The sequence below is a fragment of the Algoriphagus lacus genome, from assembly GCF_003583985.1.
GTDB lineage: Bacteria > Bacteroidota > Bacteroidia > Cytophagales > Cyclobacteriaceae > Algoriphagus > Algoriphagus lacus.
Window position 1 is genome coordinate 264,530 of the sequence record NZ_QXML01000005.1, and the last position, 25,349, is coordinate 289,878.

The following is a 25,349-nucleotide window of genomic DNA, read 5'->3' on the forward strand; positions in this document are numbered from 1 at the left end:
TCAAAAACCCAAATCGAATCAAAATATAGTATGGAACAAGCGCTGATTTACCTAGTCCCGGCTTTGGGAGTGGTAGGCCTGCTGGTCATGGCAGTAAAATCCGCCTGGGTCACCAAACAGGACACAGGGGACAAAAACATGGTGGAACTCTCCGGCTACATTGCAGACGGAGCGATGGCATTCTTGAAAGCTGAGTGGAAAATCCTCTCCTATTTTGCTGTCATAGCCGGTATTGTACTGGCTTGGTCAGGCACTTTGGTAGAAACCTCCAGTCCGGTCATTGCCATTTCATTTTTGATTGGAGCATTTTTCTCTGCTCTAGCTGGCTACATCGGAATGAAAATCGCCACTAAAGCCAACGTAAGAACTACTCAGGCTGCTCGAACCAGCTTAAAGCAGGCTCTTAAAGTTTCATTCACCGGCGGATCAGTAATGGGTCTGGGTGTGGCAGGTTTGGCAGTTTTGGGCCTTGGATCACTTTTCATCATTTTCTACCAACTCTATGTAGTCAGTATAGGCGCAGGAGTGAATGGAATAGAAATGGAAAAAGCCTTGGAAGTGTTGGCAGGCTTCTCTTTGGGAGCAGAGTCTATTGCACTTTTTGCCCGAGTGGGTGGTGGTATTTATACCAAAGCAGCTGACGTAGGAGCTGACCTGGTAGGTAAAGTGGAAGCAGGAATTCCTGAAGATGACGTACGTAACCCAGCTACCATCGCGGATAACGTGGGTGACAACGTTGGTGACGTTGCAGGGATGGGTGCTGACTTGTTCGGTTCCTATGTTGCTACCATTTTGGCAACAATGGTACTGGGTCGTGAGATCGTTTCAGTGGACAACTTCGGTGGCATTGCCCCGATTCTCCTACCAATGGTATTGGCAGGTTTGGGAATCATTTTTTCCATTATGGGCATGGCCTTCGTGACTATCAAAGACGAAAAAGGCGATGTTCAGAAAGCATTGAATATGGGTAACTGGTCTTCGATCATTTTCACCGGTATTGCTTCTTTCTTTATCGTAAAGTATATGCTTCCTGAAAGCCTATCCATCAGAGGCTATGAGTTTACCAACATGGACGTATTCTATGCCATCATCCTTGGATTGGTAGTAGGTACCCTGATGTCTATCATCACGGAATATTACACTGCGATGGGCAAGCGTCCTGTTTTATCTATTATCAAACAGTCAGCTACCGGTCACGCGACCAACATTATCGGTGGTCTTTCTGTAGGTATGGAGTCCACTGTACTTCCAATCCTGGTTTTGGCGGGAGGTATTTATGGTTCTTATGAATTTGCAGGCTTGTACGGTGTGGCAATTGCCGCGGCAGGTATGATGGCAACTACCGCCATGCAGCTGGCTATCGACGCCTTTGGTCCTATCGCGGATAATGCTGGTGGTATTGCTGAAATGAGCCAACTTCCTGAGGAAGTTCGTGGTAGAACAGATATTTTGGATGCTGTCGGTAACACCACTGCTGCAACCGGTAAAGGCTTTGCCATTGCTTCTGCAGCGTTGACTTCGTTGGCCTTATTTGCTGCCTTTGTGGGTATCGCTGGAATTGACGCTATTGACATTTACAAAGCAGACGTCCTTGCCGGACTGTTTGTCGGCGGTATGATTCCGTTTATTTTCTCCTCTTTGGCAATCGCGGCTGTAGGACGCGCTGCCATGGACATGGTAAATGAAGTGAGACGCCAGTTCAGAGAAATCCCAGGCATTATGGAATACAAAGCCAAGCCTGAGTATGAGAAGTGCGTGGAAATATCCACCAAAGCTTCCATCCGCGAAATGATCGCTCCGGGCGCTATTGCATTGATTTCTCCGATTATTGTTGGCTTTGCTTTCGGTCCTGAAGTATTGGGAGGAATGTTGGCAGGGGTGACAGTATCCGGTGTTTTGATGGGTATGTTCCAGTCCAATGCCGGCGGTGCATGGGACAATGCGAAAAAGTCTTTTGAAAAAGGTGTTGAAATCAACGGCGAAATCTATTACAAGAAATCTGAGCCTCACAAGGCTTCCGTAACCGGCGACACTGTAGGTGATCCATTCAAAGACACCTCCGGTCCATCCATGAACATCCTGATCAAATTGATGTCCATTGTGGCTTTGGTTATCGCTCCTCACATTTCCGAAGGTACTCATGGAGAAGTAGTGGGTGAAAAAGTGGAAGTGAAAAAGGAAATCAAAATCGTGGACGGTAAAAAAGTAGAAACCGAAACGGTGACAGTAACCAAATAATTAAACCAATCAACCAAATCGGAAAGCTGCTCAAATTGGGCAGCTTTTCTTATTTTAAGGGAATGAAGAAAATTCTTTTCGGTCTGTTGATCGCACTAAGTTCCTGCACCGTCCAAAAAATCAATCAGTCCGTAAAAAAGTCAGAGGTCTTTGACAAAGGTCATCTCGGCTTTATGCTCGTGGATCCGGAGAAAGACCGACCCTTGGTTGAAATCAATTCGGACCAGTACTTTATCCCCGCATCCAACACCAAACTCTTCACTTTTTACACCGCCTACTCTATCCTGGGTGACGGCTTGGTCAATGGACTCAATTATTTGGAACGTGGCGATTCCCTCATATTTTGGGGCACAGGAGATCCCGGCCTATTGCATCCGGATTTTAAGGATGAAACGGTGATCGATTTTCTGAAAGCATCCAAGAAACAGCTTTTCCTGGTTGATAATTTCGATCAGGTTGAAGCCTTTGGGCCAGGATGGTCATGGGATTGGTACAATGCCTACTATGCCACCGAGCGTTCTGCATTTCCGATTTATGGGAATGTGGTCAGATTCCAAAAAGCAAAAGGGGAACAACAAATCACAATTTTTCCGGAACGGTTCAGAACTGTCCTTTCCGCATTAAAGACCGATAATTGGCAGGGATATCAGTTTGAAAGGGATCGGTTTTCCAACCTTTTTTCGTATCAATTCACTGACAAAAAGGTTGACGAGGCATTCCAAACCGATATTCCCTTCATTACCTCAGCGGAACTTTCCGCTCAGATGCTTTCCGAACTTTTGGGTAAAAAAGTTACCCTAATCCAGAATCAATCGTACCTCAATCAGGATCCTCAAAAATTGGAAACCATTTCGGCAGACAGTCTATATGCCCAAATGATGAAAATCAGTGACAATTTTTTTGCCGAGCAGCTGATGATGTTGGTTTCGGACCAGTTGACTAATACGCTGAGCACGGCAGATGCAATTGACTACGCCAAGGAAAATCTCCTTCAGGACTTGCCTGACGAGCCGATTTGGGTGGATGGTTCCGGACTTTCTGCCAGAAACATGTTTACCCCAAGGTCCATAATTTCCCTTTTGGGAAAAATCAGAGCTGAGGTGCCCTTGGAAAAAATCAAGGCCTACTTTCCCGCAGGAGGCGAATCCGGTACAATACGCAACTGGTACAAAGCCGATGAAGGCCAGCCTCCCTACATCTACGCCAAAACCGGTTCACTCAGCATGGCCAATTCACTCAGTGGCTACCTTATCACCAAAAGCGGGAAAATCCTGCTTTTTTCCTGCCTGATGAATACCTATGCCATTCCATCGAATGACCTTAAAAATGAACTTCAGAAGGTACTATACCTAATTCACGACCGCTACTAATTATGAAACGCATTCTCCTGTTCCTCCTCCCTTTTCTCCTAATTACCCAATCGCTCCTCGCTCAATCCTTCACGATGGAGCAGATCGGAAAATTCAGTTTTCCCTCTGAACTCGTCTCCTCTCCTGTTGGGGAGCAAATTGCCTGGGCCATGTATGAGCAAGGGAAGCGAAATGTCTATTTCGCAGAAGCTCCTGATTTTAGCCCGCTTCGTCTTACCCAATTCAATGAAGATGATGGTCAGGAAATAACCAGTTTGAAGTTTTCCCCGGATGGCAATTGGCTGGTATTTGTCAGGGGTGGAGATCATGGAGGATATCAATATTCTGGTACAGTGAATCCTGATAATCTTCCCAATCCTCCGAAAGTAGAAATCTGGAAAATCAATCTCAGTTCCAAAAAAGCCGAAGTAATTACCGAAGGGGAAGACATTGCTTTGGGTTTCCCCGACCAATTGGTTTTCTTAAAAAACGGACAAGTTTGGGGGACTAAACTTAGCGGAACTGAAAAACCTACCCAACTTTTTCAAACCCGAGGGAATGTAAACTCAGGTTCCTACTCCCCCGATGGTAAAAAATTAGCTTTTACGGTAAATAGAGGTGGACATCAGCTTTTGGGAATATATGAGGATCAGGACACTCCGATTCGCTGGATAGCACCATCATTCCACCGCTATTTGAAACCTACCTGGTCACCTGACGGAACCCAAATCGCCTTTGTAAAAATATTAGGAGGAAGTGGCGCTGCCTTTCCCCTACTCGAACCCAGACATGAGCCTTGGGAAATAATGACAGCAGATATCAAATCTGGCGAGGCAGTTTCTCTTTGGAAAGCACCTGAAACGTTGCGAGGATCTTTCCGAAATGGTTTCCTCTCTTTCCCAAATTCAAAAGAAGTAGTCTTTGAATCCTATCATGAGGGTTGGCAACATCTTTTCGCTTTGGATATTGCCAGTAAGAAAGTTCAGTCCCTCACTCCTGGAGACTACATGGTAGAGCAGATAGCAATGAGCAGTGATGGCACCCACCTCGTTTTTTCTGCCAATACCGGACCTGAAAAAGAAGACTTGGATCGAAGACACATTGGAAGTGTGGACCTGGCCACCAAAAAGTTAACCTGGGAGACTTCAGGAAATGGCATCGAGGCCTATCCCGTTTTTGTGGGAACAGCCGGAAAACTGGCCTTCTTTTCCGCTACTACTCAACGTCCCCATTTAGTCACTGTCAATGATGGCAAGGAGACCGGAGTGCTGCAGCAGGAATTGATACCTTCGGATTTCCCACAGGCCAAACTTGTGACTCCAAAGCAAGTCAAATTCACCGCTCCGGATGGAACAACAGTCTATGGTCAACTCTTCGAAAAGGAAGGTGGACCTGCCAAAAAGCCCGGGGTGGTATTTGTGCATGGAGGACCACAGCGACAGATGCTTTTGGGCTGGAGTTACATGGATTACTATTCCAATACCTATGCCTACAATCAGTACCTCGCCGAGCTCGGTTTTGTGGTACTTTCTGTGAATTACCGACTGGGAATCGGGTATGGCTATGAGTTCCATCGCCCAGCCTTTGCCTACCATCAAGGCGCTGTGGAATACCAGGACATCAAAGCCGGTGGAGAATTTTTAGCTTCATTGCCGCAGGTTGACCCTGACAAAATTGGAATTTATGGAGGCAGCTACGGAGGATACTTGACGTCATTGGCTTTGGCGAGGGATTCAGATTTATTTAAAGTTGGGGTAGACATCCATGGGGTTCATGATTTGGATGGACGCTACAGTATTCCTGATGGATATGAGGTGGCTCCCGATTATGAAAAAGCCAAAGAAATAGCCTGGAAATCCTCTCCCATGGCAGATTTATCCACCTGGAAAAGCCCTGTGCTTTTCATTCATTCAGACGATGACCGCAATGTGTACGTCAGCCAAACCACCGATTTGATCAGGAGATTTGAAGAACTGAAAAAGCCTTATGAAGCTGTCATGATCCCGGGTGATACCCACCATTGGATGAAATGGAGCAACATGGTCAAGGTGGGGGATCTGACGGCAGAATTTCTGAAAAAGCATTTGATGGATTAAATAGGTCAACGGTCTATAGACCACGGTCCACTGCCAAAAACGGTGGACTGTCGTCTGTGGACTGATTTTCAAATCTTCCAATATTTCAATCTTTCTATGCTAAATCTCAATTCCCTTCATCACATCGCGATCATCTGCTCCGACTACGAGAAGTCTAAAAAGTTCTACACCGAAGTCCTGGGATTCCAGATCATCCGGGAGGTTTACCGCGCTGAGCGCCAATCCTACAAATTGGATTTGTCCCTGAATGGAAACTATCTGATCGAACTTTTCTCTTTTCCAAATCCTCCCAAGCGGACCTCCCGACCCGAGGCTTCTGGACTACGCCATCTAGCTTTTGCGGTAAAAAATGTGGAAAAATCTGTCGCTTATTTGGCTAATTTGGGCGTAGTAGCTGAGCCCATCCGGGTTGATGAGTATACAGGAAAGCGCTTTACCTTCTTTTCAGATCCGGATGATTTACCCATAGAACTATACGAACTTTGACCATGGCAGAAAATAAAACTCAACCCACCCCCGCTTCAGTGGATGCCTTTATCAATTCAGTAGATTCTCCAAAAAAGCGGGAAGAAGCCTTTGCCCTCAAAAAAATAATGGAAGAAATCACCGGCGAGAAAGCAGTCATGTGGGGACCTTCCATCATCGGTTTTGGAGAGTACCATTACAAGTATGCAAGCGGACGGGAAGGTGACTTTTTGATTACCGGATTTTCTCCAAGAAAAGCCGCTCATTCGCTTTACCTCTTGGGATGTATGGAACAGAAATTCGAATCTCTTTTTTCGAAACTCGGAAAATACAAAATGGGCGCAGGATGTTTGTATATCAATAAATTAAGCGATATCGATCTTGAGATTTTGAAGCAGCTGATAGCAGAATCTCATTCCTTTATGAAAGCCCACTACCCTACCAAATGATTTACCATATTCTAAACGGGGATGCATTGGCAGCCCAATTTCCAGATTCCATCCCAGGGGAGCGGATCATTTTTAGAGAATGCCTGATGGATGGACCAGTGACAGCCGATTCAGGTGAGGAATTTTGGAAAAAAAGAGAAGATTTCCTGCGAACAAACTTTCCCGAGGTTCAGGACCTAAACTACCAAACCGAGGTTCGGGATGAAATTCTAAAAATCAAGTCCATTGGTTCAGATGACCAGATCTACTGCTGGTTTGAGGAAGACTTGTTCTGTCAGGTCAACCTTTGGTTTATCCTTAATTACCTCAAAACCCATCCGGCTGAAGTGTTTTTGGTTCTTCCTTATCCCGATTCACCTTACCATTTTTCAACTTTACGTGGAAAGGAAATAGAAAAAGCCTTCCTCACAAAATCCCATTCCCTGAACAAGCGGGAGAGGGAAGTATTGGGAGAGCTATGGGTTCATTTCCAGAAAGAAAATATTTTCGACGCCCTGAAAGTGGCAGAAATGTTTACCGAACGATTCCCATTTATCAAGCCCGCGGTGGAAGCCTGGAGGGACATGATTCCTTTGGGTGATTTTCCGGGAAAGCCAAAAGCAGCTCTGATTGAAATCAGCCAAAAACTCCAAACAAAAGACTTCCAGGCTATTTTCAGAGTATTTCAGAAACAGCTTCCTGAATACGGATTCGGCGATTTACAGGTGAAAAGAATGTGCAAAGAGCTCGGGATCATTTGATGCAAAAATTCTAAGTAATTTCATCCCATGCGTTGGTCAATTGATTTTCCCATTCCCCATTCTCATTTTCCGATCACTTATCAAAGCAAAATCCTGAGTATGGGATCTTGCTTTGCCCAGACCATCGGGCAAAAAATGAATGATGCCAAATTTGAAATCCTGATTAACCCTTTTGGGACCATTTTCCATCCCATGGCCCTTGCCCGGCTGCTGGAAGTTTCGATTTTCTCCGATCCTTTTGATGAAAATTTGATTCTGGAGCGTGATGGCATGTTTTTTCATTACGAAGCCCATTCGGATTTGGTAGGAAAAACCAAAGCTGAACTCCTCGAAAAACTGAATCAAAGACGAGATTTGGTTTTGGATTTTTTGAAAACCGGAACCCACCTGATTCTCACGCTCGGAACGGCTTGGGGATATGAACTGTTGGATCAGGGATTAGTCGCCAACTGCCATAAGCAGCCCCAATCAATGTTCACAAAACGATTGTGGAAAAAAGAAGACATGAAACTTTCATTGGATGTCCTTTTCCACAACCTTCATCAGATCAATCCAAACCTAAAAATCATCCTAACGGTGAGCCCCGTACGCCATCTGAAGGATGGAATTCCCGAAAATCAACTCAGTAAAAGTTTGCTTCGAGTGCTTTGCGCCGACCTGGAAGAATCCCATGCGAATATCACCTACTTCCCTGCCTATGAAGTGATGATGGATGAATTGAGGGACTACCGATTCTACAAATCCGATCTGATTCATCCCTCAGAGGAAGCAGAAAACTACATCTGGGAAAATTGGCAGCAGGCGCTTTTCAGCTTGGATACCCAAACTAAAGTGGCTGAAATCACCAAAATCCGTATGGAACTCGCCCACCGCCCATTGAATCCCGATTCTGCTTCCCACCGTAAATTTCTCCAAAACTTACTTTCCAAGCTGGAACGATTGAATGCAGAATTTGATTTTTCTAAAGAGATAAAATCTATTTCTGATCAACTAAATCCCGCCACAACCAATTAAAACAGGGAATGAAATCAGAATTAACCTCCGGTTTTGAATAGCTTCTTTACCAATTTTGTAATCTTTCAATTTTACAATGTCGACCAATCGCCTCCTCCATAGTCAAAGTCCCTATCTCCTTCAGCATGCCCACAATCCGGTAGATTGGTTTCCTTGGGGGCCGGAAGCATTGCGAAAAGCAGAAGTAGAAAACAAGCCCATTCTCGTGTCCATCGGGTACTCAGCTTGCCATTGGTGTCATGTGATGGAGCGGGAAAGTTTTGAAGATCGGGTGACGGCTGATTTAATGAATGAGCATTTCGTCTGCATCAAAATCGACCGGGAGGAGCGCCCAGACCTGGACAATATTTACATGGATGCCGTCCAAGCGATGGGATTGCATGGGGGTTGGCCACTCAATGTCTTCCTGATGCCCAACCAAAAGCCATTTTACGGAGGCACTTATTTCCCAAACCACAAATGGAAACAGCTGCTTGCCAATATCGCCGATGCGTTTGCCAAGCATGAAGACCAACTGGCCGAAAGTGCGGAAGGCTTTGGCCGAAGCCTCAACCGGCGGGAAACCGAAAAATACGGAATCGCTGCGGGAGAAGTCTCGCATGATCCCGATGATCTTGTCGAAATCATTACCAAACTCACAGGACAGTTTGACTCAGAATGGGGAGGAATGAATCGGATACCCAAGTTTCCAATGCCTGCCATTTGGCTTTTTGTACTGGACTATGCAATCCTGAGCAGAAATGAAGCCCTTAAAGAGAAGGTCTTTTTCACCCTGAAAAAGATCGGAATGGGAGGAATCTACGATCACCTCCGCGGTGGATTTGCACGCTACTCCGTGGATGGAGAGTGGTTTGCTCCGCACTTTGAGAAAATGGGATACGACAACGGGCAGCTGCTTGAACTCTGTGCAAAAGCGTTTCAGGTGAGTAAAGACCCACTTTTTTTGGAAAAAGTCACTGAAACCGTCAATTGGCTCGAAGCCGAAATGCATCAGGAAGAAGGTGGATTTCATGCCGCTCAAGATGCCGACAGTGAAGGCATAGAAGGAAAATTTTACACCTGGACCTATTCCGAACTGGAGGCTTTGGTACCTGATGAAATGCCCTGGCTGAGCCAACTCTACAACCTCAAGCCACATGGAAACTGGGAGGAGGAAGTCAATATTCTCTTCCAAACCAAGAGTTATGGGGAAGTGGCTGCTGAATTTGGCATGACCGAATCAGCCCTGTTGGATAAACTCAATCAAGTCAAATCCCAGCTTTTGAAAGTCCGAAATCAACGAGTCTATCCGGGAAAGGACGATAAAGTGCTCGCCGGATGGAATGGGCTGATAAGCGCCGGTTTGATCCAAGCCTATTGGGCTACCGGGGAAAAACGAGTGCTGGACCTGGCGGTTCGGAATCTGGAATTTATCCGGGAAAAGATGATCCACGCCGGAGTGTTGCATCGCTCCTACAAAAACGGCCAAGCCTACACGCCAGCGTTTCTGGAGGATTATGCAGCGGTGATCCGGGCGAGTTTGATGGCATTTGAGGCAAGCGGAAATACCGCTTGGCTTCAGCTTGCACAGCAATTGGCGGATTTCTGCATCGAACAGTTTTTCGATGAGACTGACGGATTTTTCTTTTTCAACAATCCAAAAGCTGAAAAGCTGATCGCCAACAAAAAGGAGATTTTCGACAACGTAATCCCAGCATCCAATTCCGTGATGGCTAGAAACCTTCACCGGCTTTCGCTTTACACCTACGAGGAAAAGTATGCAGTGCTAGCCTCCAATATGCTTGGCGGAATGAAAGATTTGATTCTAAAGGAACCCGGATTCCTGTGCAATTGGGCCAATTTCCTCTTGGAATCCATTGTCCCGACTGCCGAGATTTCGATTGTCGGAAATGGGGCTGAATCGCTGACCAAAACGTTTCAACAGAATTATTTCCCCAATCAGGTAGTCTCCTGGTCAGAAACAACGACAGAAATTGCCCCGATTCTTCAGGGCAAAACGCCCGATCCAACTGGAAATGCCTTAATTTATGTTTGCTTCGACCGAGCCTGCCGAAAGCCGGTAAGTGAATTGGATGAAGCCGCAGCTCAATTACCTTATCTAGCCTGAATTGGTGGAAAGTCTGTTTGGAGACCAGGATTTTTTTGAAAAACAAAGCGGAAACAATTTCGCCGATGTCATCCTGCCCGTCCCGATTCCGAGGATGTTCACATATAAGATACCTGTTGCAATTCGATCACAGATTCAGATAGGAGCTCGGGTGATTGTGCAGTTTGGGAAAAAGAAAGTCCTGACAGGGATCATCGGCAAAGTACACAACAAACCTCCCCAGGCCTACGAGGCCAAGCCAATTTTGGATGTATTGGACATCCAGCCAAGCGTCAATCCGCTGCAGATTCGCTTTTGGGTGTGGATGGCAAGCTATTATTGCTGCCACATCGGCGAGGTGATGCATGCAGCTTTGCCGTCTGGCCTGAGACTTTCCAGCGAAAGCAAAATTCAACTCAACCCTAACTTTGACCGGGAAGAGAGCAAATATCCACTGGATTTCAGGGAGGAAAAGATCCTGGAAGCGCTCGAAAAATCAGAGGAAATCACCTACGAAGACTGCGAGAAAATCCTTGGAGTAAAAACCATACATCCGATTTTGAAAAGTCTGGTGGCCAAAGAGGCCATCCTGATTTTTGAAAAAGTCCAGGAGAAATATACCCCGAAAGTCGAAACCAGGCTTCGTCTCACCAAGGATATTGCGGAGAGCAAAACTGCTTTGGAGGCTGTTTTTGAAGGAATTGCCGGCAAGCCCAAGCAGGAATCCATCCTACTCAAATACCTGCGGGATGTTCCGGTTTTCCAAAAACCTCAACTGAACGAAAAAGGGGTGGACAAAGCCACACTTCTGGAAGAAGGAGACTCGGAAAGCTCCCTGAAGACCTTGATCAAGAACGGGATTTTCGAATCCTTTAAACTTGTCGTAAACCGACTCGGGGAGGAGGAACCGGAAAAAGAAGCCTCGGAGCTTTCCTCCACTCAACAAGCGGCCTTGGAAGAAATCAAAGGCCATTTCGAAAGCAAATCGACGGTTTTGCTACATGGGGTGACCGGAAGTGGCAAGACCGAAATCTACATTAAACTGATTCAGGAGGTGCTGGAAAGTGGTTCTCAGGTGTTGATGCTCTTGCCCGAAATCGCCCTGACTATCCAGATTGTGAGCCGACTCAAAAAAGTCTTCGGATCCCAGATGGGCATTTATCACTCCAAATATTCCGACAACGAGCGGGTGGAGGTCTGGAACGGCGTATTGTGCGGTAGATTTTCCTTTGTCGTAGGTGTACGATCTTCCATATTTCTTCCCTTTGACAGTCTCGGACTGATCATCGTCGATGAAGAGCACGAACCAAGCTACAAGCAGTTTGACCCGGCGCCGAGATTCCACGCCAGGGATGCTGCGACCATGCTAGCCTATTTTCATCAGGCCAAAACGCTGCTAGGCTCTGCGACACCTTCCTTTGAATCGTATTTCAATGCCAATCAGGGCAAATACGGCTATGTGGAGATCAACCATCGCTTTGGTGATGCCAGCATGCCTGAATTTCATCTGGCCAATCTTTCTGCTGACCGAAAGAAAAACTTGCTCAAACTTGACTCTACCCGGCTGATGCGGGAGAAAATCCAAGCGGCTTTGGATAAGCAAGAGCAGGTGCTGATTTTCCAAAACCGACGGGGTTACTCCCCTTATATCCAATGCGAGGATTGCGGTTGGACCGGTCAGTGTGTGCAATGTGACGTCAGCCTGACCTACCATCAGTTTGCGGAGGAAATGCGCTGCCACTACTGCGGCTACAAGGAAAAAGTACCTCAGTCCTGCCCTGCCTGCGGAAGTACGCAATTAACCACTATGGGAATGGGAACGGAGCGGATAGAAGAGTCCTTGAGTTTGCTGTTCCCCGAAGCCCGAATGGGGAGAATGGACCTCGATACCACCCGGAATAAGTATGGTTATCAGCGTATCCTGGACGAATTTGGAGCTGGACAAATCGATATTTTGGTGGGTACGCAAATGATCACCAAAGGGCTTGATTTTGGGAAAGTCACCGTTGTGGGAATCTGGGACGGAGACCGGATTTTAAATTTCCCTGACTTTCGGGCAGGGGAAAGAGCCTATCAGCAAATCACCCAAGTGGCCGGTAGAGCAGGTCGGCGGGAAGCCAAAGGTCAAGTGGTCATCCAATCCCGCGATCCGGAAAATGACCTGTATGAAAAAGTGATCAAAGGAGATTATTTCGAGTTTTTCCGTCAGGAAATGATCGACCGAAAGAAGTTTTATTATCCTCCTTATGTCAAATTAGTGAAAATCACCACCCGTCATTCCGACTTTAAAATCGCCGAAAAAGCGGCTCACGCCTTGCATCGGGAAATGGCAAATATCGCTGCCAAGAAAATTGTACTTGGACCGGAAAAAGGCATAATCGCCCGTATTAAAAACCAGTATCAGTTTGAGAGCCTGATCAAGCTGGACCGAAACGGTAACTCTCAGGCGGTATTCAAAGAAAGTCTGGCGAAAATCCTGGAAGACCTTCAATCCCGACCGGAATTCCGCTCGGTAAGATGGATCGTGGATGTAGATCCGAGTTGATTGCTCCTCGGAAAACGGGAACCGTGAAACCCAACTAGCAGGCTTTTACAAATTCAAGGCCTCCCAAAGAATCTCCACCGGATGCTTGGCCTTTCGCCCTGTACCATCCGCAATCTGATGACGGCAGGAAGTGCCCGGAGCAGCGATCAGGGTATCTGCTTCGGCTTTTCTCACTGCCGGAAACAGCACCAACTCCCCTACTTGCTGGGAAACTTCATAATGTTCTGCTTCATATCCGAATGACCCAGCCATCCCGCAACAGCCGCTTGGGATTGTTTCTACGGTATAATTGGCAGGGAGGGAAAGAATCTTTTGGGTCCAACTTACCGAGGAAAGAGCCTTTTGATGGCAATGACCATGCAACTTGATTTTTTGGGGTTTGGAGGTAAACGATTCAGCCTTGATGTTTCCTGCAGCAACTTCCTGGCCCAGAAACTCATCGATCAACTTAGCATGGAACTTGAGTTTCTTTGCTGCCTGCACCAGATCCGGGCTGACAATCCGTGGATATTCATCCCGAAAACTCAAAATCGCTGAGGGTTCCAAACCAATCAATGGGGTGTTGCCATCGATCAGTTTTTCAAAGATTCTAACATTGGCCTCCGCATGCTTTTTGGCTTTAAGTAAAAGTCCCTTGGATAGGGCAGATCTACCACTTTCTTCGTGGTCCACCACTTTTACCTCATAGCCCAGTTTTTTCAAAAGTGAAATCGCTTTAATTCCGATCTGGGTATCGTTATGGTTGGTAAACTCATCCACAAAGAAATAAACCGACTTGATTGTCTTGGCTGGTCCCGGCAAGGAAGCATAGTTCTTTTTATACCATTTCCGAAGACTGATTGGGCTGATTTCTGGGAGATTTCGCTGAGGAGCAACTCCCAAGACTGACTTCATCATTCCACCGGTTGCTTTGTTTCCCAAGAAGAAGTTGGCAATTCCCGACATTTTTGATCCCAATTCATTGAGCTCATTGATGTAAGCAAAGGCCTTGGAGCGAAGTGGAACGCCGTGAGTTTTCTGGTATTGATAAAGAAACTCGGCCTTCATGCTGGTCATATCCACACTGGAAGGGCATTCTGCGGTACAACCTTTACAACTCAAGCAAAGATCCAAGGCTTCCTTGATCTCCGGGTGATCGAAAATATTTTCCTTTTTGTCGAGAGTCAAAAACTCCCGTAGCGTATTAGCTCTTCCTCGAACAGTGTCTTTTTCATCGCGAGTTGCCATGAAAGATGGACACATCGTACCACCCGAACCCGGCAATTTTCTACAGTCTCCGGAGCCGTTGCATTTTTCAGCCAGTCTTAGAATTCCTCCTACAGAAGAAAAGTCGAGTATGGTCTCCGGATCGGGCGTGTGCATTCCCGGTTCGTAGCGCAAAAATTTATTCATGGGCGCTGCATCCACGATTTTACCCGGGTTGAAGATGTTTTTTGGATCCCAGGTGTATTTAATCCGACGGAAAAGTTCGTAGTTCTTTTCGCCCACCATCAGCGGAATAAACGCAGCCCGAACCCGACCATCTCCATGTTCGCCTGAAAGCGAACCTTGATATTTTTTGACCAATTTGGCGGAAGCCAAAGAAATCTGGTAAAACTCCTCTACGTCCTCAGCCTTTTTCAGATTGAGAATTGGACGCATGTGAATCTCCCCGGCACCGGCATGCGCGTAATGCACCGGGTTTTGGTTAAATCCCTTAAGTGTTTCATCCAATTCATCGATGTAATCGGCCAAGTCCTCGATATCCACAGCCGTATCTTCGATACAGGCAACTGCTTTGGGATCACCGGGGATATTTCCCAGCAAACCCAAGCCTGCTGCCCTTAGTGCCCAAGCTGAGGCAACTCTAGCAGGCTCAATGATCGGATAGGCATAACCATAACCGGCGGCTTTTAGGTCAGCGACCAAAGCCTCCCCTTTTGCCATGGCTTCTTCCAGCGTTTTTCCTCGAAATTCGATCATCAGAATCGCCATCGGATCGCCTTCGACAAAGTATCGGTTTTTACTATACTCGATGCTTTCCTTGGTGCAATCCAGGATGATTTTGTCCATCAGTTCCACCGCAGTGGTCGGATGCTTCATCGCCACCTGAGCAGATTTCATGCTTTCGTGGATACTTTCGAAGTGGGCAGCCACCACGATTTCGATCGGATCAGGAAGCGGATCAAGGCTGATTTTGATTTCGGTCGTGAATGCCAAGGTACCTTCCGAACCTGCCAAAAGTTTACAGAAATTGAATTTTTCCTTTCCTTCAAAAAGCTCTGCTTTCAGCAATTCATCCACTGCATAGCCAGTATTTCGGCGATGAATAGTGGGCTTGGGAAATTGGGCATGGATTTCCTCCCGGTTTTCGGGATTATTGAGTTCGTCAAAAATCTGTCTGTAAATCGTTCCCTCCAGATTTTTTTGTCCACACTTTCGGTCAAAATCATCCTGCGAAATTTCTCCGAAAACTACCTCGCTCCCATCACTTAAAACAGTGTTGAGTGAAATCACCTTATCACGGGTTACCCCATAAACGATCGAAGTGGTACCAGAGGAATTATTGCCGACCATACCGCCAATCATCGCACGGTTGGCGGTGGAGGTAATCGGGCTGAAAAATAATCCGTGAGGTTTCAAAAAGCGATTCAATTCATCGCGAACCACTCCAGGCTGCACACGAACCCAGCGTTCTTCTTTGTTGAATTCTAGGATTTGTGTAAAGTGCTTAGATACGTCGACCACGATGCCATTGCCAACGCATTGACCGGCAAGGGAAGTACCTGCCGTGCGGGGAATCAGAGAAGTCCCGTGTTCAGAAGCAAAATGAATCAACTTTTGAATGTCAGGGATTGACTTGGGAAAAGCGACAGCCAAAGGCATCTCCCGATAGACAGAAGCATCGGTGGCATACAGGGTTTTGGTCAGTCGGTCGAAGTGTAGGCTTCCCTCCAGTTGGGTAGAAAGACTATCCAACAAAGGCAATAGGTTAGGCTGGTTTGAACTCATGTTCAAAAATAGCTTTCTGCCTAGATTAAAGAAATAAAATTATCAATGATCAATTTTCAATAACCAAACACAATGATCAATAAATCAAAACAAATTGAGCTTTGCTCTTTGAATTTGAATATTGAGGTTTTCCCGCTTTTCTTTGCCACAAACCAAAACCACCATGTTCTTCTATCTCTCCCAGTTTCTGAGTTTTTTGGCCATGCCGCTGACGGTTGTACTGATCATGATCCTTAGCGGAGCAGTTTTTATCCGGAGAAAATGGGGAAAAAAAATTCTTTGGACAGGGATCGGGCTTATGCTCTTTTTCACCAATCCATTTTTATCCAATCTGGCTTTGCTGGCTTGGGAACATGAATACAAGTCCTTTGAGGAGATTGAAAACCATGAAATAGGTATCGTGCTCACCGGAGTCACCAACTTAAGTAAAACAGCCTATGACCGCACGTTTTTTAACAAAGGGGCTGACCGAATCACCCACGCTCTCCAGCTCTACCGCATGGGCAAAATCAAAAGAATACTGATCACCGGTGGTCAGGGGCTAAATCCTGTCAATCCTCAATCCGAATCGGAGGTGCTAATGCGCTTTTTGATCATGACTGGGATGCCCGAATCTGATATAATGATCGAGGATCAAAGTAAAAACACACGCGAAAATGCAGCTTTTACCAAGGTGTTTTTAGAGAAAAACAGCATCCCGATGGATCAGGAATTCTTATTGATCACCTCGGCTTTTCACATGACCCGGGCAAAAGGCTGCTTTGACAAAGTCGGCTTGCAAACCGAGACTTTTCCCGTCGACTATTATTCCCACGATATCAAATTTGATCTACCTGGTCTTTTATACCCTAGTCCGGATTCTTTGTCCAATTGGCATAAGCTCGTAAAGGAATGGATTGGATTATTAATGTATAAAGTGGCAGGATATATCTAAGGCAACCTAAGCCAAAAGCGTAGCCTGAATGGAATCCCGTAGTTTGGGTTCGACTTTTACCTCATCAGCAAAAGACGACCACTTTTTCACGGCCAATTTGACCTGCTCGATTTTTTCCTGAGGCTTTTTGATATTCATTTGTCTGGCCACTTCCAGAAAGTCAGTTTCGGTGATTTGATTCCGTTTTCCATTTACGGTCAGAGATTGGGAACTCACCCACAAGCTACCGGGCCGGAAAGCATGGCAGACATCATAGGCCGGAGAAAGCGACCATTTACCACTTTGGTCCATCAGGAATGCAAAATTCTTGGTGTGATCATCACAGTTTCTCGCCAATACATTAAATACCATCCGGATAAATTGTTGCTCGGCCTCGGGATAGGTTAATCTCAGCATCCGCATCGTCTCAAACACCTGCTCATAACTATATACACCCACCTGATTAAAGTCAAAGTGCCTAAGTCCACAGAGACTTTGCATATGAATTTTCTCTCCAGTTTCCGTTCGGTCAAAGCGCTTGGTCATAAAGTGAGCTCTCCCCTTTTCCTCCAAAAGCCGGCACTCACTCATCTGAATTCCAGCTTCTTTCGCCATCAGATAATAGGCCATTTCCACCCGGCCATAGCCCGAAGAAGTGCCAAATTGCGTATCCGTCACCCCGTCAAACTTTATGATCCAATGGGAAAAACCCGTAGGAGCCTTTACCTGACCACTTTTCACTTCACCTGTTTTGGGATTGAAAGCAATGACTGCCTTTGCCCGGGCACCACCCGCCGAAGTACCGATTTTAAGGATATCGGCCAAAGCGGCTTCTTCTTCCTTGGATAAGTCAGTCTGAAAATCTTCCCGTGAATTCAGGATCTTATTGGCAATCCCCACCAAACTTTCAATTTCCAAGGAACTTGCCTTGGCCGATTCCTGCCGAAGGGATGGCTTGATTTCAAGAGCCCCTACTCCTCTTTTTCCGATAAAGCAAAGTAATTCCACCGGGTTGAGGCTGTCCGTCGGGCGGCCGTTTTGGGCCAACCAAGCATTGATCAGCCTATTTCCGTATTTATCCGGAAGCATATCAGCCAAAAGCCCGGGGAGACCTCTGAAGGTGTCAAAAGCATCAGTTCTTCCCCGCCGGATTTCCGGAAAAGCGTAGACTCGCTTTCCCTGCCTCAGAGGCATGGTGATTGGCGCGATATCCCATCCCGATCTAAAAAAGCCCTGATCAAACTCGAAACTGGCGAGTTGTTCTTTTCCGTCCCAAAGCACCGCCCCAGCCAACCGATCCCAAAGCCAAACTTCAGCCGCAACTACCATTCAGATGGGGGATTTTCGGCTGCCAAATCTGAATTACGTACGCGCTGTCGCTCGTATTTCTTTTGGAGCTTGATGTACTCAATCGGACTGATCTGCTGCTTGATTTCAAAGGCCTCCAAAAGCTGCAACTCATCCAAAACCCGAAGCGCCTGGATCAAGGTCAACAACTGGACCTTTTCGCCGCGCTCTAATAAACTGAGCGTAGAGCGGCTCATCCCTGCCTCCTCGGCCAGTTGGTCCTGAGTCTTATTGAGAGCCATCCGCTTCTTTTTGATGAAATCTCCAATCATCCGGAGAATGGCCAAGTCACTTAAATCCCGATATACCATACATGAAATATCATTCGTTAAGCACAAAAATACAAATTAACGAATGATATTTCATACATTATTTAAATTATTTAGCGAATGATAAATCATTCATTAAATGATATTTTTTATTTTAATGAGTGCTAAATCATGCATTAATAGATAGATAATAGCAAAGTATAAAAAAGACTGCTTCTACTCCATTTCCACTCCCATTTCCATCCCTTTTCTTCGAGCAAAATTGGATGGTAGGCCAAAGCGGCCTTTGCCGAAGGTGAACTAAAAAATCGTTGGTCATCGGTCAAAACTGCAGCCTGATTTCCTTCCAAATCCCTTTTCACCAAATCCATCACCGAAGAGGGAATCTCTTTGGAATAATTGGAATCCAACAATAAAAGCCAGTTTTTCAAACTCCAATCCACCTCATACCCCTTGGCCTTGGCCTCCGGTGAAGGAATATCGCGCTGCTTGCTTTGAGTTTTTACAAAACCCAAAAACTCCCGAAGCAAAGCCAAGCCGGGATTTTGAATCTGACCAGGACGGAAATCCTCCGGCTCAATACTGCTGATCACATGCATATTTTTTCTTGCCCGGGTAATCGCAACATTCAGTCGGTTTTCTGCACCGGCTTTTCCGAGCAGACCAAAGTTGGTAATCAGTTTCCCTTCCCGATTAGGAGCATATCCCAACGAAAGGATCACCTGATCAAACTCATCCCCCTGCACATTTTCGATATTCCGGACTTTGATATCCCCATCCTGAAATCCAGCATTCCAAAGTTTTTCCCGGATCAGCTCCATCTGGAAATAATTTCCAGTCACTATCCCGATCGAATCGTTTGGGAAAGAATGTTGAATAATTTTCACTCGTTCCACCACTGCATCGGCTTCAGTCTTGTTAACCTGATTTTCCCAGATTCCTTCTGTTTTTTCCCAAGAAAAAGGAGTCCGGCCCAACTTCACTGTTTGGTAATCAGGTAAGGTTTCCAATTGATCATTGTAAAAATGTGAATTGGAAAAATGGATCAAACCCGGATCTGCTGAGCGATAATGGCCTTTGAGCTGCTGCTTTTCAAAGAAATGCCCTGACAGTTCGAGGAGCGACTCAGCCTCATATTCCATCCCTTCCTCTTCAGATTCCCACTTGACTTGGTAAAAATCAGAAGGCCTCAACTGCCTGGAATCCCCAGCCACAACAACCTGCTTGCCCCGAAGCATAGCTGGAAGTCCCCGCTCTACCTGGCATTGGGATGCCTCGTCAAAAATCACCAAATCAAAAGCCTGCTTCATAGGAAACAAAGCAGAAACCGTCTCGGGACTTGCCAACCAACAAGGAAGCAACCGAAAAACCTCAGTTTCCAACTCCTCCACCAACTTTCGGACTGACCATCGCAAGCGCTTCTTGCTCACCTGATGGTGGAGTTCCCGATAAGTTACCCTATTGCCGAGTCGATTTACTTCAAGCTGCGAACTTACCTGTTCGCGGAGCCGAAGCTGGGCCATATGACGGGAAATCTTGCGCTTTTCAAGGATTGCAGTTTTGAGTTCATCCATTTCATGACTCAACTTTAAACTGCCAGCTTCGGACAAGACAGGGTTTCTACGTTCCAAATCCCCAATCCAAGCCAAGTACCAGCCATTTCGAAAAGCAGAGATTTTTGACTCGATATCATGCCCGGGAAATTGAGTTTCAATTTCTTTTGCCAATTCCAGATGCTCAGTTCCCCACTCCCTTCGAAACCGATCAAAAGCAATCAGCTCTGAAAAAGCCTGGGTTAAAATCAATTCCCTATCCAGGAAAAGCGGCGTCAGGCCTTCCCGTAGTACATCGAGGATCTGTCTCTGACTCAACCAAAGTTTCCAACTTCGGGAAGAAATCTCAAAACCCTTTGCCCAATTGAAAATCTCTGACAAGCGGAAATCGAAGGCCTGTAAGTCCAGGTTTTGCCAATCCCCTAATTCATGGATCTCTGGAATAGCTTTCCAATCCCTGATCCAATACAAAATCCGGTTGATCCGATCCAACTGAAGTTGAATGGAATCCGGAGAAAACTGCCCTAATTCAAAAAAGTCGATTATAGGTAGATCCCGAAATTCCTCCTGCAATCTTATCCTGATTTTTGCCTCCTTTTCGAGTGTTGACAAAGCGTCAAAATCAAACTTTAACCCATTTTCCGCCAATGCCTGAAAGCTGAGCGGAAACTTACTTCTCGTCCACCTGGAGATGATTTTTCCGAAAAAAGATCGGGATCTTGGCAATAGGATACCAAGTTCTGAAATCAGGTTAATAAGTAAGGTTAAATCGTCGGACAGTTTCAACTTTAATAGCGAAGTCTCCTGAACCGTCTTACCTAACCAGTCCTGAATTTTTGCTAGCTTTTTTATTTCCTTGGGCTGAAAAGTAAGGGCTAGTGATTCTTTCGGGTTGGGAAGATGGCTGAGTGATTTTTTCAGAAGAAAAATCGCGTTTACCAACGCATCTGAATTCAGAAGTGAATGCACCAGTTCTAGCCCCTTTTTGAAATCAATCTGGCTTGGAATAGAGTTTCTGAATTCTTCGATTTCTGAAAGACTTTGGAGAATTCGTCCAAAATTTGCAGGCTCAACATCAGCAAAAGTCAGTCGGCTTTCCCAAAAACTATCCTTGAATTGTTGGTGATACGCATGAAAAACTCGGAACTTCTTTTCAAATTCTAAAGATTGATCAAAGTCAAGTTTAAGAAGTTGGGCAGAAGCATTTACGGCTGGACTACCGATTTTAGCCTGTAGGTACATGGCCTTTACCGGAATTCCAGCAGGTTTCACCTCATAAAGCGCTTTTCTTAGTCCTTCAAATTTTTCGGAAAGTATACTTATCGTCCGAGAAAGCTGGGAAATCTCCCGCTCCAATTGAATGGAATCGATTCCCCGATTTTGCTCCTGATAGGAATCAATTGCGTCGATTTGAATCCGGAGTTTTTCGAAAAGCAAGCGCTGATCTGCTCTGAAATCATGCATCAAGGCTAAAAAGTCCCCAAATCCAGCCTTTGCCATGCGATCAAAGACGACGTCCAAAGCAGCCCGTTTTTGGGAAACAACCAGGACTTTTTTACCCCTCGCAATGAAATCCGAAACCAGATTGGCGATCAGCTGAGACTTACCCGTACCAGGAGGCCCCTCTACCACTAAACTCCTGCCTTGTCTGACTTTCACCAAAACACTTTCCTGAGAAGCATCTAGGGAGAAAACAGGAAAAAGCTGTTCTTCTCTTGGTATCGGTAAATTTTCATCCGAGTCAAAATACCTCAAGAACAGTTCCTCAAGGGATAATTCTCCATGCTGCGAAATCAATTCTTCATATTCCCGAAAAAGGAAATTTCCCTTTTGCGCAAATTGCCCAAGAACAGCGTAGGTTTTCAATACCAATCTTCCATCCTCAAACCGGCTTTGATCGAGATTGACTTGGGAATTTGGAAAAGGAGTGATTTGATCTTCAAAAATTGTCGAACTCAGTTGAAGTGAGAAGTTTTCGGAAAGGATTTTAGAAAGCTGAGTTCTAAACTCGGTGGAATCATCTGAGCCTTCCTGCAACGCAGAATCCAGTAAATCCATATCCAATCCATTACCATAAGCATGTCTGTAGGCAAGTAAAAATGCAGGGTTCCATTGCCAGGGATTTTGGGGTTTAAGGATCCAATCCCCATTTTTCCGTACCAAACTAATCGGAATCATCAGAATCGGCGCCCGCAATATCTGTCCGTTGATGAGCTTTCCCTCCACAAACGGCCAAGCCAAAAAGAGACTTTGCTCCCCGGTCTCCTCCTGCGTCAACTGGTCCTGAAATGCAATTCTGGAAAGGCTTTTTGAGAGTTGATTGGTTTCTCCCATTCTTGGATCAACCTCTGGAATCAACGGAAACTGAATTTTCTTTTGAATTAGCTTTCGGATGATTTCGAAAGCGGGTTCACCGTTTAAAAAATCAAAATTTCGGACATCCATCAAACCAGTTCCTTCCAGCTTCGCCAAATACAATGATCTGTTTTTGGAAGACAGATCGGTAAGCCGATTGAGATAGGTTTGGAAAATACTATCAGCCATTTACTTTATCGGAGAATCCTTTTCTTTAGCCATTTCCCGATAGACCATTCCATCCATAATTCCCGGAATCCATTTATTCAAAAAGACAGCCAGCTTTCCCTGAACTGTAAGTACCAGGTCACGCTTTCTTTTTAAGGTTGCCTTAAGTATACTTTCGGCCACTTCCAATGGCGTCATCATCTTGGCCTCATCCCTTGGAGATTCACCCTGGGATTTGCCATCAGCGGTGAGTGCATTATTTCGAATATTTGATGAAGTAAATCCCGGACAAGCCACTAGGACATGGACCCCCTGATTCATCACCTCGGTTCGTAGGGATTCGAAAAATCCGTTCATCGCATATTTGCTAGCAGTGTAAGCTGTTCGCGCAGGTGTTCCTCGGTAGCCATTGATCGAAGAAATTCCGATGATCGAGCCTTTGGATTCCAAAATGGCCGGTAGGCAAAACTTGGTGGCATATACTGTTCCCCAGAAATTTGTATCGATGACTTTTCGGAAAACTTCCAAATCAATATCCTGAAATAGGGCACGCATGGAAATTCCTGCATTATTGATCAGGACATCAATTCGTCCAAATCTGGAAAGTGATTCTTCTGCCATTCGTTTATTATCTGCTTCAGATCCGGCATCAGCCAAAATAGCAAGCACTTTAATATTTTTTGACCGTAGTTTAACTGCTGTTTGTTCCAGTTTTGCGGAATTTCTACCTGTTATGACTACGTTGGCTCCTTCCCTTCCAAAAACTTCTGCGCAGGCCTCTCCTATTCCAGAGGTTGCCCCAGTGATCACGACGACTTTGTCTTTGAATTTCATGGGTAAAATTTGTGGGATAAAGATACGGAAATGCTTCTTTTGAACCATTTTTCAATCGCATTCAATCTGGGCCTTCGGAATTTTCGAAAACCCCAAAGGTGGTAGATCCAATCACCGTCTCCCTCTTTTTCCCTAATTTTGCGGCCATGTCGCGAAAAATGAAAAATAAGGTCATCACCAATCTACTGATTGAACGCATTGCCTCAGAGGGAAAATGTGTCGGTCATCACGAAGGAAAGGTGGTATTTGTATCCAATGTCGCTCCCGGAGACGTGGTGGATGTTCGGATCACCAAGGGAAAAAGTTCATTCATGGAAGGTGAAGCCATCAGGTTTCATGAGTATTCCAAAGATCGTATCGAACCTTTTTGCAGTCATTTCGGTACCTGCGGAGGTTGCAAGTGGCAGCATATCAATTATGATTTGCAAAAAACCTACAAGCGGCAGCAAGTTTTGGATCAGTTTCAGCGAATCGCCAAAGTCCCAATTCCGGAAATACTCCCGATTTTGGGTTCTGCCAAAACCCAATACTATCGCAACAAGCTGGATTTTACCTTTTCCAATTCCCGTTGGCTCACCCGCGAGGAAATCAATTCGGGAGCAGAGTTTGAGCGGAATGCGCTTGGATTTCATATTCCAAAAATGTTTGACAAGATTATCGACATTGAGCATTGCTACCTTCAAGGCGGTATTTCCAATGAAGTGAGAAATGAACTTCGGGCCTTTGCCAGGGAAAATCAACTCAGCTTTTACGACATCCGTAATCAAAAGGGCTTACTCAGAAATCTGATTATACGTAGCACCAGCACCGGTCAAACCATGGTGATTGTCCAGTTTGGAGAAAATGACCCTGAGTCAATTAAGCTTGTGATGGAATTTTTGAAGACTAAATTCCCAGAGATTACTTCCCTTCTCTACGTGATCAACACCAAAGGGAATGAAAAATTCCACGATTTGGAACTCGTGACTTTTGCTGGGCTACCCTACATCGAAGAAGAAATGGAAGGACTCAAATTTCGGGTCGGTCCCAAATCGTTTTACCAAACCAACTCCGAACAGGCCTACGAACTTTACACCGTAACCCGCGACTTCGCCGACTTGCAAGGCTACGAGGTAGTCTATGACCTTTATACCGGTACCGGAACGATTGCCAATTTCGTAGCCAAAAAAGCCAAGCAGGTGATCGGAGTGGAATATGTGGAAGCGGCAATCGAAGACGCTAAACTGAATTCAAAAATCAACGGAATCGAAAACACGCTTTTCTACGCCGGAGACATGAAGGATATTTTGACAGATGAATTTGTAGCGAATCATTCTGCTCCGGATGTCATCATCACCGACCCACCAAGAGCCGGGATGGATGAAAAAGTAGTCCAAATGCTGCTCCGTTTGGAAGCCCCAAAGATTGTTTACGTCTCCTGTAATCCTGCCACGCAAGCCAGGGATTTGGCCATCTTGGGAGAAAAATATCGGGTAGAAAAAGTCCAACCCGTGGACATGTTTCCCCAGACTTATCACGTCGAAAATGTCGTACTCTTAACGCTTCAAAAATGATTTCAGATTTCAATGATCCCGAACTGAGCGGAAAATATCTGGGAACTATTACCAGTGATTTTGTCAAGATTTGTGACGTTCTAAAAGAAGCTTCCTATCAGGTTCGGTCACTGGGATTTTCCGATTACCCGATATTTCCGATTTCAAAGGAGATGCAGCCTATCGGTAAAATTTTCATCGGAAAGGCAGAAAAAAACCTGGACTGGAATTACTTCATCACTTTTTTGGATGAGTTTGTCCAACGAAAACTGATCGCAGAGGAAGCCCTCGAGGACTTCAAAAAAGCATACAAAGACCCGGATGAATTCTGCTGCCTGTTCGTCATGGATGGGGCCTTTACCAGTTTCGTCTACATTCCTTATCCAAATGACTGACCATTAAAAA

Annotated in this window: 17 protein-coding genes; 12 read left to right on the top strand and 5 right to left on the bottom strand. The window is 45.6% G+C overall.

The window, feature by feature from the left end:
* The first annotated feature begins 30 nt into the window (after nt 1-30).
* The 9 genes from D0X99_RS11970 (at nt 31) to priA (ending at nt 12,982) form a co-directional block, all read left to right on the top strand.
* A complete protein-coding gene (locus tag D0X99_RS11970) occupies nt 31-2,238 on the top strand; it encodes a sodium-translocating pyrophosphatase (protein WP_119478060.1) in 2,208 nt (735 codons plus the stop codon).
* A gap of 62 nt (nt 2,239-2,300) precedes the next feature.
* Complete coding sequence (locus D0X99_RS11975; RefSeq protein ID WP_119478061.1) at nt 2,301-3,608, top strand: D-alanyl-D-alanine carboxypeptidase; 1,308 nt, start codon at nt 2,301-2,303, stop codon at nt 3,606-3,608.
* A gap of 2 nt (nt 3,609-3,610) precedes the next feature.
* Nucleotides 3,611-5,683: a S9 family peptidase gene (locus tag D0X99_RS11980; protein ID WP_119478062.1), complete on the top strand. Its 2,073-nt coding sequence runs from the start codon at nt 3,611-3,613 to the stop codon at nt 5,681-5,683.
* Nucleotides 5,684-5,779: 96 nt separating this feature from the next.
* A complete protein-coding gene (gene gloA2, locus D0X99_RS11985; RefSeq protein ID WP_119478063.1) occupies nt 5,780-6,169 on the top strand; it encodes an SMU1112c/YaeR family gloxylase I-like metalloprotein in 390 nt (129 codons plus the stop codon).
* A gap of 2 nt (nt 6,170-6,171) precedes the next feature.
* Nucleotides 6,172-6,597 (top strand): DUF1801 domain-containing protein, encoded by a 426-nt coding sequence (locus D0X99_RS11990; protein WP_119478064.1) that lies wholly within the window; start codon nt 6,172-6,174, stop codon nt 6,595-6,597.
* The gene (locus D0X99_RS11995) at nt 6,594-7,337 is read left to right on the top strand and encodes a DUF1835 domain-containing protein (RefSeq protein ID WP_119478065.1); all 744 of its coding nucleotides are present in this window, start codon (nt 6,594-6,596) and stop codon (nt 7,335-7,337) included. Before D0X99_RS11990 ends, D0X99_RS11995 begins: the two co-directional genes overlap by 4 nt.
* Nucleotides 7,338-7,364: 27 nt before the next feature.
* Nucleotides 7,365-8,351 (top strand): GSCFA domain-containing protein, encoded by a 987-nt coding sequence (locus tag D0X99_RS12000; RefSeq protein ID WP_119478066.1) that lies wholly within the window; start codon nt 7,365-7,367, stop codon nt 8,349-8,351.
* A gap of 76 nt (nt 8,352-8,427) precedes the next feature.
* Nucleotides 8,428-10,458 (top strand): thioredoxin domain-containing protein, encoded by a 2,031-nt coding sequence (locus D0X99_RS12005; RefSeq protein WP_119478067.1) that lies wholly within the window; start codon nt 8,428-8,430, stop codon nt 10,456-10,458.
* A gap of 4 nt (nt 10,459-10,462) precedes the next feature.
* Nucleotides 10,463-12,982, top strand: coding sequence for a replication restart helicase PriA (priA, locus tag D0X99_RS12010; RefSeq protein WP_119478165.1), 2,520 nt, complete (start codon nt 10,463-10,465; stop codon nt 12,980-12,982).
* Between the two features lie 45 nt (nt 12,983-13,027).
* Here the strand turns inward: priA and D0X99_RS12015 are convergent, their stop codons facing one another.
* A complete protein-coding gene (locus D0X99_RS12015; protein ID WP_119478068.1) occupies nt 13,028-15,973 on the bottom strand; it encodes an FAD-binding and (Fe-S)-binding domain-containing protein in 2,946 nt (981 codons plus the stop codon).
* 163 nt (nt 15,974-16,136) lie between these two features.
* On the opposite strand from D0X99_RS12015, the gene D0X99_RS12020 reads away from it, so the two are divergent.
* A complete protein-coding gene (locus D0X99_RS12020; protein ID WP_119478069.1) occupies nt 16,137-16,907 on the top strand; it encodes a YdcF family protein in 771 nt (256 codons plus the stop codon).
* Between the two features lie 6 nt (nt 16,908-16,913).
* On the opposite strand, the gene D0X99_RS12025 is transcribed toward D0X99_RS12020, so the two are convergent.
* The 4 genes from D0X99_RS12025 to D0X99_RS12040 form a co-directional block, all read right to left on the bottom strand.
* Complete coding sequence (locus D0X99_RS12025; RefSeq protein WP_119478070.1) at nt 16,914-18,215, bottom strand: type II toxin-antitoxin system HipA family toxin; 1,302 nt, start codon at nt 18,213-18,215, stop codon at nt 16,914-16,916.
* Nucleotides 18,209-18,544, bottom strand: coding sequence for a helix-turn-helix domain-containing protein (locus D0X99_RS12030; RefSeq protein ID WP_119478071.1), 336 nt, complete (start codon nt 18,542-18,544; stop codon nt 18,209-18,211). The genes D0X99_RS12025 and D0X99_RS12030 overlap by 7 nt, the downstream gene beginning before the upstream one ends.
* A gap of 134 nt (nt 18,545-18,678) precedes the next feature.
* A complete protein-coding gene (locus tag D0X99_RS12035; protein ID WP_119478072.1) occupies nt 18,679-22,599 on the bottom strand; it encodes an AAA domain-containing protein in 3,921 nt (1,306 codons plus the stop codon).
* Nucleotides 22,600-23,412: an SDR family oxidoreductase gene (locus D0X99_RS12040; protein ID WP_119478073.1), complete on the bottom strand. Its 813-nt coding sequence runs from the start codon at nt 23,410-23,412 to the stop codon at nt 22,600-22,602. It abuts the gene before it with no gap.
* A 146-nt stretch (nt 23,413-23,558) separates the two neighbouring features.
* On the opposite strand from D0X99_RS12040, the gene rlmD reads away from it, so the two are divergent.
* Both rlmD and D0X99_RS12050 read left to right on the top strand, forming a co-directional pair.
* Nucleotides 23,559-24,965 (top strand): 23S rRNA (uracil(1939)-C(5))-methyltransferase RlmD, encoded by a 1,407-nt coding sequence (gene rlmD, locus D0X99_RS12045; protein ID WP_119478074.1) that lies wholly within the window; start codon nt 23,559-23,561, stop codon nt 24,963-24,965.
* A complete protein-coding gene (locus tag D0X99_RS12050; RefSeq protein ID WP_119478075.1) occupies nt 24,962-25,339 on the top strand; it encodes a hypothetical protein in 378 nt (125 codons plus the stop codon). Before rlmD ends, D0X99_RS12050 begins: the two co-directional genes overlap by 4 nt.
* The last annotated feature ends 10 nt before the right edge of the window (nt 25,340-25,349 follow it).